General features: G+C 62.4%; 10 protein-coding genes. 4 read left to right on the top strand and 6 right to left on the bottom strand.

The window, feature by feature from the left end; all coding sequences use genetic code 11:
* Positions 1 to 117 precede the first annotated feature (117 nt).
* Positions 118 to 1497 carry a putrescine aminotransferase gene (ygjG, locus tag QLG03_RS14300; protein WP_023291071.1) on the top strand — a complete coding sequence of 460 codons (1380 nt, stop codon included), beginning with the start codon at positions 118 to 120 and terminating at the stop codon, positions 1495 to 1497.
* Between the two features lie 70 nt (positions 1498 to 1567).
* Here ygjG and lsrG read toward each other — a convergent pair whose 3' ends face one another.
* Genes lsrG through lsrA form a run of 6 tightly spaced genes read right to left on the bottom strand, consistent with a single transcriptional unit; the run spans position 1568 to position 7298 of the window.
* Positions 1568 to 1864: a (4S)-4-hydroxy-5-phosphonooxypentane-2,3-dione isomerase gene (gene lsrG, locus QLG03_RS14295; protein WP_004181386.1), complete on the bottom strand. Its 297-nt coding sequence runs from the start codon at positions 1862 to 1864 to the stop codon at positions 1568 to 1570.
* Positions 1861 to 2748 (bottom strand): 3-hydroxy-5-phosphonooxypentane-2,4-dione thiolase, encoded by an 888-nt coding sequence (gene lsrF, locus QLG03_RS14290; RefSeq protein WP_023291072.1) that lies wholly within the window; start codon positions 2746 to 2748, stop codon positions 1861 to 1863. The genes lsrG and lsrF overlap by 4 nt, the downstream gene beginning before the upstream one ends.
* Before the next feature lie 11 nt (positions 2749 to 2759).
* On the bottom strand, positions 2760 to 3773 hold the full coding sequence (gene lsrB / locus QLG03_RS14285) for an autoinducer 2 ABC transporter substrate-binding protein LsrB (RefSeq protein WP_064155346.1): 1014 nt from the start codon (positions 3771 to 3773) through the stop codon (positions 2760 to 2762).
* A gap of 7 nt (positions 3774 to 3780) precedes the next feature.
* The gene (gene lsrD, locus QLG03_RS14280) at positions 3781 to 4779 is read right to left on the bottom strand and encodes an autoinducer 2 ABC transporter permease LsrD (protein WP_147734072.1); all 999 of its coding nucleotides are present in this window, start codon (positions 4777 to 4779) and stop codon (positions 3781 to 3783) included.
* Positions 4780 to 5814: an autoinducer 2 ABC transporter permease LsrC gene (gene lsrC, locus QLG03_RS14275; protein ID WP_255988842.1), complete on the bottom strand. Its 1035-nt coding sequence runs from the start codon at positions 5812 to 5814 to the stop codon at positions 4780 to 4782.
* Positions 5811 to 7298, bottom strand: a complete 1488-nt coding sequence (lsrA, locus tag QLG03_RS14270) for an autoinducer 2 ABC transporter ATP-binding protein LsrA (protein WP_101992014.1) — start codon at positions 7296 to 7298, stop codon at positions 5811 to 5813. The genes lsrC and lsrA overlap by 4 nt, the downstream gene beginning before the upstream one ends.
* A gap of 218 nt (positions 7299 to 7516) precedes the next feature.
* Here lsrA and lsrR point away from each other — a divergent pair, with 218 nt between their 5' ends.
* The 3 genes from lsrR (at position 7517) to QLG03_RS14255 (ending at position 12353) form a co-directional block, all read left to right on the top strand.
* Complete coding sequence (gene lsrR, locus QLG03_RS14265; protein ID WP_050533712.1) at positions 7517 to 8488, top strand: transcriptional regulator LsrR; 972 nt, start codon at positions 7517 to 7519, stop codon at positions 8486 to 8488.
* A 37-nt stretch (positions 8489 to 8525) separates the two neighbouring features.
* Complete coding sequence (lsrK, locus tag QLG03_RS14260; RefSeq protein WP_110243496.1) at positions 8526 to 10124, top strand: autoinducer-2 kinase; 1599 nt, start codon at positions 8526 to 8528, stop codon at positions 10122 to 10124.
* A gap of 207 nt (positions 10125 to 10331) precedes the next feature.
* Positions 10332 to 12353, top strand: a complete 2022-nt coding sequence (locus QLG03_RS14255) for an NADPH-dependent 2,4-dienoyl-CoA reductase (RefSeq protein WP_282473652.1) — start codon at positions 10332 to 10334, stop codon at positions 12351 to 12353.
* Positions 12354 to 12502: the final 149 nt, after the last annotated feature.

Genomic DNA, 12502 nt, shown 5'->3' with positions numbered 1-12502 from the left:
ACACATTTCGTCTTTTACTTTGCATTTATCCCGATTTTCACCGCTTCTGCCGAACTGGCGTAATCCCTGCAATACTTAATCCAGTATCGTGTGATACGTCCGCCCCAGGAGCACATTTTGAACAGGTTACCTTCCAGCGCATCGGCTCTGGCCTGCAGCGCACACGCACTGAATCTCATTGAAAAGCGCACGCTTGACCATGAGGAAATGAAAGCACTTAACCAGGAGGTCAGAGAATACTTTAAAGAGCATGTGAATCCGGGGTTTTTAGAGTATCGAAAATCGGTCACAGCCGGCGGGGATTACGGAGCCGTAGAGTGGCAAGCGGGAGGGTTAAATACGCTTGTCGACACCCAGGGACAGGAGTTTATCGACTGCCTTGGCGGGTTTGGCATCTTCAATGTAGGGCACCGTAATCCAGTTGTGGTATCCGCCGTCGAGAATCAACTCGCGAAACAACCGCTTCACAGTCAGGAACTGCTGGATCCGCTACGCGCGATGCTGGCGAAAACCCTGGCGGCCTTAACGCCCGGCAAACTGAAGTACAGCTTCTTCTGCAACAGCGGTACCGAATCGGTAGAGGCGGCCATCAAGCTGGCGAAAGCCTATCAGTCGCCGCGCGGTAAATTCACCTTCATCGCCACCAGCGGCGCCTTCCACGGCAAATCGCTGGGCGCGCTGTCGGCCACCGCCAAGTCGACTTTCCGCAAACCGTTTATGCCGCTGCTGCCGGGCTTCCGCCATGTGCCGTTCGGCGATATCAACGCCATGCGCACCATGCTGAGCGAGTGCAAGAAAACCGGCGACGACGTCGCGGCGGTGATCCTTGAGCCGATTCAGGGCGAAGGGGGCGTGATCCTGCCGCCGACGGGGTATTTGCCGGCGGTGCGTAAGCTGTGCGACGAGTTTGGCGCCCTGCTGATCCTCGACGAAGTGCAGACCGGCATGGGCCGCACTGGCAAGATGTTCGCCTGCGAGCATGAGAACGTTCAGCCCGACATTCTGTGTCTGGCGAAAGCGCTCGGCGGCGGCGTGATGCCGATCGGCGCGACGGTGGCGACGGAAGAGGTCTTCTCGGTGCTGTTCGACAACCCGTTCCTGCACACCACGACCTTCGGCGGCAACCCGCTGGCCTGTGCGGCGGCGCTGGCGACCATCAACGTGCTGTTGACGCAAAACCTGCCGGCGCAGGCGGCGCAGAAAGGCGATATGCTGCTGGACGGTTTCCGCCTGCTGGCGCAGGAGTATCCGGACCTGGTGAATGAAGTGCGCGGGAAAGGCATGCTGATGGCCATCGAGTTTGTCGATAACGAGATTGGCTACGACTTTGCCAGCGAGATGTTCAGACAGCGGGTGCTGGTCGCCGGGACGTTAAATAACGCCAAGACGATCCGCGTTGAACCGCCGCTGACGCTCACCCTTGAGCAGTGCGAGCAGGTGCTGAAGGCGGCGCGTAAGGCGCTGGCGGCCCTGCGCGTCTCGGTTGAAGAGGCGTAATAAACTGCCCCTCCCCCCGGTCCTCTCCCAATGGAAGAGGACCGGGATTATCTTCTGCTCTGGATTTCCCTCACACCTGCGGTAGCAGGCCGATAAAGCTGCGCTTCTGCCGCGGCTGCGACATCATCTCTTCCAGCTTTTCGACGCAGGCTAAATAGTGCGGGGTCTTCTTGTGCGCCAGCACCGCTTCATCGTCTTTATAGGCTTCGTAGATAAAAAAGCGGGTCTTCACCTCCGGATCCTGCAGGACATCAAAGCGCAGGTTGCCCGGCTCCCGCAGCGCCCCTTCGTGGTTGGCGCGGAACACCTCGAGAAACTCATCCACCCGCTCGGGTTTGATATTGATCTCCACCAGCGTCACATTCATTTCCGCTCTCCCTGTTTCTCTTCCTGCCAGAACTGGTACGCTTCGCGCGCGTTCAGATTCTCATGCACCACCTTTTTCACCGCCTTCAGCATTGCGCGCGGGGCGCTGGACTGGAAGATATTGCGCCCCATATCCACCCCGGACGCCCCCTGGTCGATCGCCCGCCAGCACATCTCCAGCGCCTCATGCTCCGGCAGCTTTTTCCCCCCGGCGATGACGATCGGCACCGGGCAGCTGGCGGTCACTTTTTCAAAGCCTTCCTCAACGAAATAGGTCTTCACAAACTGCGCCCCCATTTCGGCGGCAATCCGGCTGGCCAGCGAGAAGTAGCGCGCATCGCGGGTCATCTCTTTGCCGACGCCGGTCACCGCCAGTACCGGCATACCGTAGCGGTTGCCGGCGTCCACCAGTTTGATGATGTTGTTGATCGACTGATGTTCGTATTGGCTGCCGATATAGACCTGCGCCGCCACTGCGCAAACGTTCAGGCGCAGCGCATCTTCCATCGCCACCGCCACGCACTCGTTGGAAAGTTCGCTGAGGATCGAGTTGCCGCCGGAGGCGCGCAGCACCACCGGTTTGTTGGTCGCGGCCGGCACCTGACTGCGCAGTACGCCGCGGGTGCACATCAGCACGTCGGTTTCCTCGAACAGCGGCGCAATCGACAGATCGATGCGCTCCAGCCCGGTGGTGGGTCCCTGGAAGTAACCGTGATCGAAGGCCAGCATGACCGTGCGGTTGCTGTGCGGATTAAAAATGCGCGCCAGCCGCGACTGCATGCCCCAGTCCAGCGAGCCGCAGCCTTTCAGGGTATACAGCGTGTTCTGCTGCGGGCGGTCGAGGCCGAAGTCCTTGCCCTCTTTGATATCGTCTAAATCAGCCATCTCATCCTCCGTCAGAAGTCGTAGTTATTGATGTTCTCTTTGCTGAACACCACGCGCTCCGGCAGCAGCACGATACCGTTGCCCTTCGCCTCATACTGGTAGCCCTGCACGCTGTTCGGTTCGACCTTCAGCGAGCCGATATCTTTCACCTCAACGCTGTCGCCGACGTTAAGATCGCCCTTTTTCAGCAGACGATCGGCGACGTTAACCGCAATTTTGCCCTGCTGAACCACATCCCACAGGCCAAAGGCTTTCACCGTGCCGCGCTCCACGTACGGGCGCATCACGTTGGGGGTACTAAAGCCGACGATCGCCACGCCCTGGCGCTTGAGGTTTTCCGCCGCCTGCGCCGCCGCCGGCAGGGCATTGGCATCCGGCGCGATAATGGCGTCAAGATCCGGATACGCTTTTAAGATCCCCTCGGCGGTTTGCAACGATTTGGTGGCATCGTTATAGCCGAACTGGGTGGTGACGATTTGCCACTGCGGATGTTCTTTTTCGATTTTGGCTTTGGCTTCCTTCACCCACTGGTTCTGGTCGGTCACCGTCGGGCTGGAGTAGAAAAACGCCACTTTGGCAGCGGGCCTGGTCACCTGCTTTTCCGCCATCTCCACCAGCAGGCCGCCGAGCTGCTGCGGGGTGCCCTGATTGATATAGATGCTGCGGCACTCCGGTTTGGTATCGGAATCCCAGGTCAGGACCTTCACCCCGCGCTGCATCGCCCGCTTCAGCGCCGGACACAGGCCGTCCGGCGAGACGGCGGAGACGATAATCGCGTTGTAGCCCTGGTTGACGAAGTTGTTGATCAGCTGCACCTGGCCGGAAACGCTGGGCTCGGTGGGGCCGTCATAGGTGACATCCACGCCCAGCGCTTTCCCCGCCTCTTTCGCGCCGTTGCCGCCGCTGGTAAAGAAGCCCACGCCGACCAGCTTAGGTATAAAGGCGATGCGGTCCGCCGCCTGGGCGGTTGCCACGCTTAACGCCAGCGCCAGGACGCTCGTCTGGAGGATTCGTTTGGTTTTCATCGTATGTTTATGCTCCGATTGTTTTACGCGAGAAAAGACACCGCCAGGTCGCGCGCACCCATTCACGGTGCAGGCTCAGCGAACGCCCCATCACCACCACCACCAACAGCGCCCCTGACAGCGCGCTCGACACCTGGTTGGGGATGCCGACCATCTGTAAACCCTGTTGCAGATACCCCACCAGCAATGCCGCCAGCGCGGTACCCAGTATCGATCCCGAGCCGCCGTAAATATTGGCCCCGCCGAGCACCGCCGCGGTCAGCGCCGGCATCAGCAGGTCACGGCCTAAATCCGAACGCGCCGAGCCAAAATAGGAGACCATCACCAGCGCCGCCACTGCCGACGCCACGCCCACCAGGCCATACAGCACATACGGGATGCCGTTGACCGACAGCGCGGCATAGCGGGCGGCGCGCGGGTTTTGCCCGAGTAAAAAAAGATGGCGGCCAAAGCGCCCGCGATGGGCCAGCAGCCAGAAGAGAAAGGTGATGACCGCGAACAGCACCAGCGGCAGCGGCAGCCCGCCCAGGGTTAAATTGGCGAAGGCGGTGAAGCTGTCGGGAAAGCCGCCGATCCCTTCATAGCCGGTGGCGCCGGCCATGCCGGAAAGCAGCAGCGCGCCGCCGCCGTACAGATACAGCGTCCCGAGGGTGATCACCAGCGGGCTGATGCCGGTGTAGTGGATCAGCGCGGCGTTGATTAACCCGCACAGCAGCCCCAGCAGCAACGTCAGCGACACCGCCAGCCACAGCGGCCAGCCCGCCTGGGTCATCACCCCGAGGGCGATGGCGCACAGGCCGATGGTCGAGCCCAGCGAAATATCGATCCCGCCGCTGATGATCACCAGCGTCAGCGGCAGCGCGACGATGCCGATGCAGATAAAGTCGCTGGTGCTAAAGAGCAGCATATTGAGATCCAGCATGCGCGGATTCAGCGCGCCGAACAGCAGGATTTCCACGACTAACAACGCCAGCAGCGCGCTTTCCCAGTTAAGCTTCAGCTTCATTTACGCCACCTCTTTGCTTTTGCGTTCGGAAAAGCGGGCAACCTGTTTGCCCCCTTTGTTGCCGGGCTGGAAACGGCTGTACTTCAGCGCCCGCTGATGGCGGGTCAGCGCCTGGCGCAAGCGGCCATCAAGGACCAGCACCCCGAGCAGTACCAGGCCGGCGATAAAGTCATTCCACCAGGCGGGAAGGCGGAACAGCACCAGCACGGTGTCGATTTGGGTGAGGAAGAAGGCGCCGAGAAACGCGCCGAGCAGGGTGCCGGTACCGCCGAGCAGCGAAATTCCGCCCAGCACGCAGGCGGCGATGGCTTTCATCTCCAGGCCGCTGCCGGTCTGATTGGGCACAAAGCCAATCTGCGCGGCGAAGACGATCCCGGCGCAGGCCGCCAGCATACCGTTGAGGGTAAAGGCCAGCATCCGCGTGCGGTTGACCGCCACGCCCAGCTGGCGGGCAGCGGCGAGGTTATCGCCAACGGCATAGAAATCACGCCCAGAGGCGGTGCGCGACAGCAGCCATGCTCCCGCCAGCAGCAGCGCCAGCACCAGCCAGCCCAGCGGCGAGACGCCGATAAACAGCGGCTCCGAGAGCGATTTCAGGCTATCGGGCAAGCCTTCGATCCATTTCCCGCCGGTCCACAGCAACATCACCCCGCGATACAACCCCAGCGTGCCGAGGGTGGCGACGATCGCCGGAATGCGCAGCCCCACCACCAGCAGGCCGTTAAAAGCCCCGGCCAGCGCGCCAATCGCCAGCGCGAAGGCGATCGCCGTCGCCAGCCCGTAGCCGTTGTTCAGCGCCACCCCAACGGCGATGGCGCTCAGGCCAACGGTGGAGCCCACCGACACGTCGATATTGCGGGTCAGCATCACCAGCGTTGCCCCCAGCGCCAGCAGGCACAGGATTTGCGAGCTGGCGAAAATCATCGCCAGCGTCTGCAGGCTGAAATAGGCCGGATTGAGCGCCACCAGCACGGCAAACAGCGCCACGATGGCGAAGAAGGCGCTCAGTTCGCGATTCTTGAGTAACGTTTTCATGCCTGCCCTCCAAAGGCCAGGGTCATCATGCGATCGACGGTCACCGCCTGCCGCGCCAGTTCGCCGCTGTAGCGGCCCTGATGCATCACCAACACCCGGTCGGCCAGGCCAACGAACTCATCCAGATCGCTGGAGATCATCAGCACCGCCACATTTTGCGCGGCAACGCTTTTCAGCAACTGATAGATATCGGCGCGGGCGGAGACATCCACGCCGCGCGTCGGTTCATCAACAATCAACAGCAGCGGGTTAGCCTCCAGACAGCGCGCCAGCAGCACCTTCTGCTGGTTGCCGCCGGAGAGGGTACGCACCGGCTGATCGCCATCGGCCAGCTTGATCCCCAGCGCCCGGTGATAGCGTTCGACCACCGCCGCCTCCCGTTTCCCCTGCTGCCACCACGACGGCTGATTGAACATCACCGTGTTCCAGCGCACCGGCGCATCGAGAAACAGCCCGGAGACCTGGCGGTCTTCGGGCAGATAGACCAGCCCGCTGGCCAGCCTGGCGTGGGTGCTCTCCTGACTAATCTCGCGGTTCTCCAGCCAGATCCGCCCGGCGCGCGGCGGACGCAGGCCGTATAAGGTTTCGGCAAATTCGGTGCGCCCGGATCCCACCAGCCCGGCGAGGCCGACGATCTCCCCGGCGCGGATCTCCAGACTGAGATCGATAAAACCTTCGCCGGTGAGATCCTCCACCCGCAAAACGGGAAAATCCTGCGCCTGGGTGCGGCGGTTGCCCGGCAGCGCCAGCCACAGCTTTTGCGTGTCGCTCAGCGCATGGTCGCGGCTGGCCGGCGTCATGGCGCTGATAAGCTGTTGGTCGCCGTAGCCCGCCGTTTCGCCGCTGAGCACTACCGCCCCATCGCGCATCACCGACACATGGCTGGCAAGCTGGCGGATTTCCGGCAGTTTGTGCGAGATAAAGACGATCCCCACGCCGAGCCCCTGCAACGCCCGGATCTGCTGAAACAACCTTTCCGTTTCGCCCGGCGTTAAAGAGGCGGTGGGTTCATCAAGGATCAGGATCCGCGCCTCGCGCATCAGGCCGCGCAGGATCTCGACCATCTGTTGATCGGCTACCTCAAGCGTGCTGGCGCTGGCGTCCAGGTTGATCTGGCAGTTCAGCTGCTGCAGTTTTTCCTGCAGCCGCGCGGCGGTATCCGCCCGCTTCGGCAGACGAAAAAGAATGTTCTCGCGCACGCTGAGGTTGGGAAACAGCATCGGCTCCTGCGGCACCAGATAGATGCCCAGCTGGTGGGCCAGCGCCGGGTTAAGGCGCGCAAACGCGCGTTCGCCGATCGTCAGTTCACCGCTATCCGGGGTTTCGACGCCGGCGATGATCTTCATCAGCGTCGATTTACCCGCGCCGTTGCCCCCCATCAGCGCATGCACCTGGCCCGCGCATAGCGTAAAGTCGATGCCCTTCAGCACGGCAACGCCGGAGAACTGTTTGCGGATCTGGCGAGCTTCAAGCAGTGGCTTCATCGTCGCGCCTCGTTTGAACAAATGATTTTTAAATTTAATAATGTTCAAAAGCGTAGACGGTGAACTATATTTACAACCGTGCGAAGATCACAGTTTGGCGCTTTAGATCGTCCGGAAAAAAGGGGCCAGAGAGGAAAGATCCGTTTTGCCAGTCGGCTCACACTTTCCGGCCGCGCAATAGCGAACATATGATCTAAATTTTTATAAGAGTTCAATTTATGAGCGAAAAACGCATTACGGAAGACCATCGCTACGCCGGGCTGGCGTTAGCCGAGGAAGAGCTGGTGGCGCGGGTGGCGTGGTGTTACTACCACGACGGCCTGACGCAAAACGACATCGGCGAGCGTTTGGGGCTGCCGCGGCTGAAGATTTCCCGCCTGCTGGAGAAGGGTCGCCAGTCCGGGGTGATCCGCGTGCAGATCAACTCGCGCTATGAAGGCTGTCTGGCGCTGGAAAGCGAACTCCAGCAGCGCTTTGGCCTCAAGATTGCTCGCGTGCTGCCGGCGCTCAACACCCCGCCGATGAATACCCGGCTGGGGATCGGCGCGGCGCAGTCGCTGATGGGGATTCTGCAACCGGGACAGCTGCTGGCGGTCGGCTTCGGCGAAGCCACCATGAGCTGCCTGCAGCATCTCAGCGGCTTTATCGGCTCGCAGCAGGTGCGGCTGGTGACCCTCTCCGGCGGCGTCGGCCCCTATATGACCGGCATCGGTCAGCTGGATGCCGCCTGCAGCGTGAGCATTATTCCGGCGCCGCTGCGGGTCTCGTCGGCGGAGGTCGCCGAAATCCTGCGCCGCGAATCCAGCGTGCGCGATGTGATGCTGGCGGCGACGGCGGCGGACGCGGCGGTGGTTGGCATTGGCGCTATCGATCAGCGGCGCGACGCGACCATTCTGCGCTCCGGCTATATCAGCGAGGGCGAACAGCTGATGTACGCCCGCAAAGGGGCGGTCGGCGACATTTTAGGTTATTTCCTGCAGGCCGACGGCCGGCCGGTAGAGGGGCTGGAGATCCATCGGGAACTGCTCGGCGTGACCCTGGATGAGCTGGCGCAGCTGCCGACCATCGTCGGCGTCGCCGGGGGAGAACAAAAAGCGCAGGCGATTCATGCCGCTCTGACTGGCAAGCGGATTAATGGCCTGGTAACGGAAGAGACAACAGCACGCGCGGTGCTCGCGCTGGCCTCCTGAAGGCCCGGCGCCGCGCGACAACAGCGAGGCGCATGTCATGAGTTACCTGTTAGCGTTAGATGCCGGGACCGGCAGCATTCGGGCGGTCATTTTCGATCTCAATGGCCGCCAGCTGGCGGTGGGCCAGGCCGAATGGAAACACCTGAGCGTCGATAACGTCCCCGGCTCGATGGAGTTCGACCTTACCACCAACTGGCAGCTGGCCTGCCAGTGCATTCGCCAGGCGCTCGACGCCGCCCGGCTCTCTCCCGCCGATATTCAGTCCGTCGCCTGCTGTTCGATGCGCGAAGGGATCGTCCTCTATGACCGCAACGGCGAGGCCATCTGGGCCTGCGCCAACGTTGATGCCCGCGCCAGCCGCGAAGTCGCGGAGCTTAAAGAGATCCACGACTATCATTTTGAATCCGAGGTGTACGAGGTCTCCGGGCAAACGCTGGCGCTCAGCGCGATGCCGCGCCTGCTGTGGCTGGCGCACCATCGGCCCGATATCTACCGCAAGGCGGCGACCATCACCATGATCAGCGACTGGCTGGCGGCGAAGCTTTCCGGCGAGCTGGCGGTCGACCCGTCAAACGCGGGCACCACCGGCATGCTCGATCTGTTCAGCCGCGACTGGCGTCCGGCGCTGCTGGATATGGCCGGGCTGCGCGCCGATATGCTGTCGCCGGTGAAAGAGACCGGCACGCTGCTGGGCGCCGTCACCGAAGCGGCAGCCCAGCAGAGCGGCCTGCGCGCCGGGACGCCGGTGGTGATGGGCGGCGGCGACGTGCAGCTCGGCTGCCTGGGGCTCGGGGTGGTGCGCGCCGGACAAAGCGCAGTGCTCGGCGGCACCTTCTGGCAGCAGGTGGTGAATCTGCCGCAGGTGCGCACCGACCCGCAGATGAATATTCGCGTTAACCCTCACGTCATTCCCGGCATGGCGCAGGCGGAGTCCATCAGCTTTTTTACCGGCCTGACCATGCGCTGGTTCCGCGACGCCTTCTGCGCTGAAGAAAAGCTGATTGCCGAGCGCCTCGGCGTCGATGCCTATTCGCTGCTGGAGGAGATGGCCAGCCGCGTACCCGCCGGTTCCCACGGCGTGATGCCTATTTTTTCCGACGCCATGCACTTTAAGCAGTGGTACCACGCCGCGCCGTCGTTTATTAACCTCTCCATCGATCCGGAGAAGTGCAATAAAGCCACTCTGTTCCGCGCCCTGGAGGAGAACGCGGCGATTGTCTCCGCCTGCAACCTGGCGCAGATATCGCAGTTTTCCGGGGTGACTTTCGATAGCCTGGTGTTTGCCGGCGGCGGCTCGAAGGGAGCGCTGTGGAGCCAGATCCTCAGCGACGTCACCGGCCTGCCGGTGCGGGTGCCGGTGGTCCGCGAAGCCACCGCCCTCGGCTGCGCCATCGCCGCCGGCGCTGGCGCCGGGCTGTACGGCGACATGGCCAGCGCCGGAGAAAAGTTAGTGAGCTGGCACCGCGAGTTCACCCCTAATCCGCAGCATCGCGAGCTGTATCAGGAGATGATGAGCAAATGGCAGTCGGTCTATGCCGATCAGCTTGGTCTTGTCGATAGCGGGCTGACAACGTCGATGTGGCAGGCGCCGGGCCTCGAACGCCGCCAGCGCGCTGTGTCTTCCCCCTCACCCTAATCCTCTCCCGGCGGGAGAGGGAACCGTTCGGCGCGAAGCCTGATTTTCAGTGCCCGCTTGTCCCTCTCCCTTTGGGAGAGAGGCAACGCTTCGCCGTTCTTTGAATCCCATCACAATCACCGCACTCCCCTTTTCCCTTTTTCTTCACGACGGCTAAATTAGTAACTCATCCGACCACATAACAATAATTTTACATTGGAAGCCATTATGAGCCGCTATCCGTCGCTTTTCGCCCCGCTTGAGCTGGGCTTCACTACCCTCAAAAACCGCGTGTTGATGGGCTCCATGCATACCGGTCTGGAAGAACTGCCCGACGGCGCGCAACGGTTAGCGGCCTTTTACGCCGAGCGCGCGCGGCACGGCGTGGCGCTGATCGTCACCGGCGGCATCGCGCCCGCCCCGTCCGGGGTGACCATGGCCGGCGGCGCGGTACTCAACGATGCCAGCCATCTGGCGCATCATCGCCAGATCACCGACGCGGTACATCAGGAAGGCGGTAAAATCGCCCTGCAGATCCTGCACACCGGGCGCTACAGCTACCAGCCCGCGCTGGTCGCCCCCTCTTCTCTGCAGGCGCCGATTAACCGGTTCACCCCTCATGAGCTGAGCCACGACGAGATCCTCTCGCTGATCGATGATTTTGCCCACTGCGCCCAGCTGGCGCGGGAAGCAGGCTATGACGGCGTGGAGGTGATGGGCTCTGAGGGCTATCTGATTAACGAATTCCTCGCCGCGCGCACTAACCAGCGCAACGATCAATGGGGCGGCGATTACGCGCGCCGGATGCGTTTCGCCGTTGAAGTGGTCAAGGCCGTGCGCCAGCGCGCCGGTCACGATTTCATTATCATCTACCGTCTGTCGATGCTCGATCTGGTTAACGACGGCAGCACGCTGGCGGAAGTCACCGCGCTGGCCAAAGCCATCGAGGCGGCGGGGGCGACGATCATCAACACCGGCATCGGCTGGCACGAAGCGCGCATTCCGACCATCGCCACTCCGGTACCGCGCGGCGCCTTTAGCTGGGTCACCCGCAAACTGAAGGGCGCGGTGTCGATCCCGCTGATCACCACCAACCGCATCAACGATCCGCAGGTCGCGGAGGCGATCCTCGCCCGCGGCGATGCCGACATGGTCTCAATGGCCCGCCCGTTCCTTGCCGATGCCGAATTTATGTCGAAAGCGCAGAGCGATCGCGCCGATGAGATCAACACCTGCATCGGCTGCAACCAGGCGTGTCTCGATCGGATCTTCGTCGGCAAAGTCACCTCCTGTCTGGTCAACCCGCGCGCCTGCCATGAAACCTTGATGCCGGTCCTGCCTGCCAACGCCCCTAAGCGGCTGGCGGTGGTCGGCGCCGGGCCTGCCGGTCTGGCCTTCGCGGTTAACGCCGCCGCCCGCGGTCATCACGTCACGTTGTTCGATGCCCTCCCGGAGATCGGCGGCCAGTTTAATATCGCCAAACAGATCCCCGGCAAAGAGGAGTTTCATGAAACCCTGCGCTACTACCGTAGAATGCTCGATCTTAACGGCGTCGATCTACGTCTGAACACCCGCGTCACGGCAGACGATCTGCTGGCGTTCGATGAGACGATCCTCGCCACCGGCATTGCCCCGCGCCTGCCGGCGATCGTCGGGATCGATCATCCCAAGGTGCTCAGCTACCTGGATGTCTTACGCGATAAAGCGCCGGTTGGCGCGAAGGTGGCGATAATCGGCTGCGGCGGCATCGGCTTCGACACCGCGATGTATTTAAGCCAGTCGGGGGGGGCCACCAGCCAGGATATCGGCGAGTTCTGTCGCGAATGGGGTATCGATACCAGCCTGCGGACGGCGGGCGGGCTGCGTCCTGAAGGCCCGCAGCTGAGTCAAAGCCCGCGACAGATTGTGATGCTGCAGCGCAAGGCGAGCAAACCGGGCGACGGGCTCGGCAAAACCACCGGCTGGATCCACCGCGCCACGCTGCTGGCGCGCGGCGTGAAAATGATCCCGGCGGTCAGCTATGAGAAGATCGATGATGAGGGATTACACGTGACGATCGGCGGCGAGCGCCAGCTGCTGGCGGTGGATCATGTCGTGATCTGCGCCGGTCAGGAGCCGCGCCGCGAGCTGGCGGATCCGCTGCGCGCGGCGGGGAAAACGGTGCATTTGATCGGCGGCTGCGACGTGGCGGCGGAGCTGGATGCGCGCCGGGCGATTGCCCAGGGCACGAAGCTGGCGCTGGCGATTTAGCCGTGTCCCGGGGGCGGCGCGATGCGCCTTCCCCGGGCTACCACGATAATCCCGAACGGTAGCCCGGCTAAAGCGACAGTCGGTAGCCCGGCTAAGGCGACAGTCGGTAGCCCGGCTAAGGCGACAGTCGGTAGCCCGGCTAAGGCGAC

This window comes from Klebsiella sp. V115_8 (genome assembly GCF_029967715.1).
Lineage (GTDB): Bacteria > Pseudomonadota > Gammaproteobacteria > Enterobacterales > Enterobacteriaceae > Klebsiella > Klebsiella quasipneumoniae.
This window is presented reverse-complemented; position numbering and strand designations above follow the sequence as displayed.

Excerpts from the sequence above, each read along its gene's own strand:
- lsrC (WP_255988842.1), bottom strand. The coding sequence starts at position 5,814 with ATGAAAACGTTACTCAAGAATCGCGAACTGAGCGCCTTCTTCGCCATC.
- lsrR (WP_050533712.1), top strand. The coding sequence starts at position 7,517 with ATGAGCGAAAAACGCATTACGGAAGACCATCGCTACGCCGGGCTGGCG.
- lsrG (WP_004181386.1), bottom strand. The coding sequence starts at position 1,864 with ATGAATGTGACGCTGGTGGAGATCAATATCAAACCCGAGCGGGTGGAT.
- lsrF (WP_023291072.1), bottom strand. The coding sequence starts at position 2,748 with ATGGCTGATTTAGACGATATCAAAGAGGGCAAGGACTTCGGCCTCGAC.
- QLG03_RS14255 (WP_282473652.1), top strand. The coding sequence starts at position 10,332 with ATGAGCCGCTATCCGTCGCTTTTCGCCCCGCTTGAGCTGGGCTTCACT.
- lsrK (WP_110243496.1), top strand. The coding sequence starts at position 8,526 with ATGAGTTACCTGTTAGCGTTAGATGCCGGGACCGGCAGCATTCGGGCG.
- lsrA (WP_101992014.1), bottom strand. The coding sequence starts at position 7,298 with ATGAAGCCACTGCTTGAAGCTCGCCAGATCCGCAAACAGTTCTCCGGC.
- lsrB (WP_064155346.1), bottom strand. The coding sequence starts at position 3,773 with ATGAAAACCAAACGAATCCTCCAGACGAGCGTCCTGGCGCTGGCGTTA.
- lsrD (WP_147734072.1), bottom strand. The coding sequence starts at position 4,779 with ATGAAGCTGAAGCTTAACTGGGAAAGCGCGCTGCTGGCGTTGTTAGTC.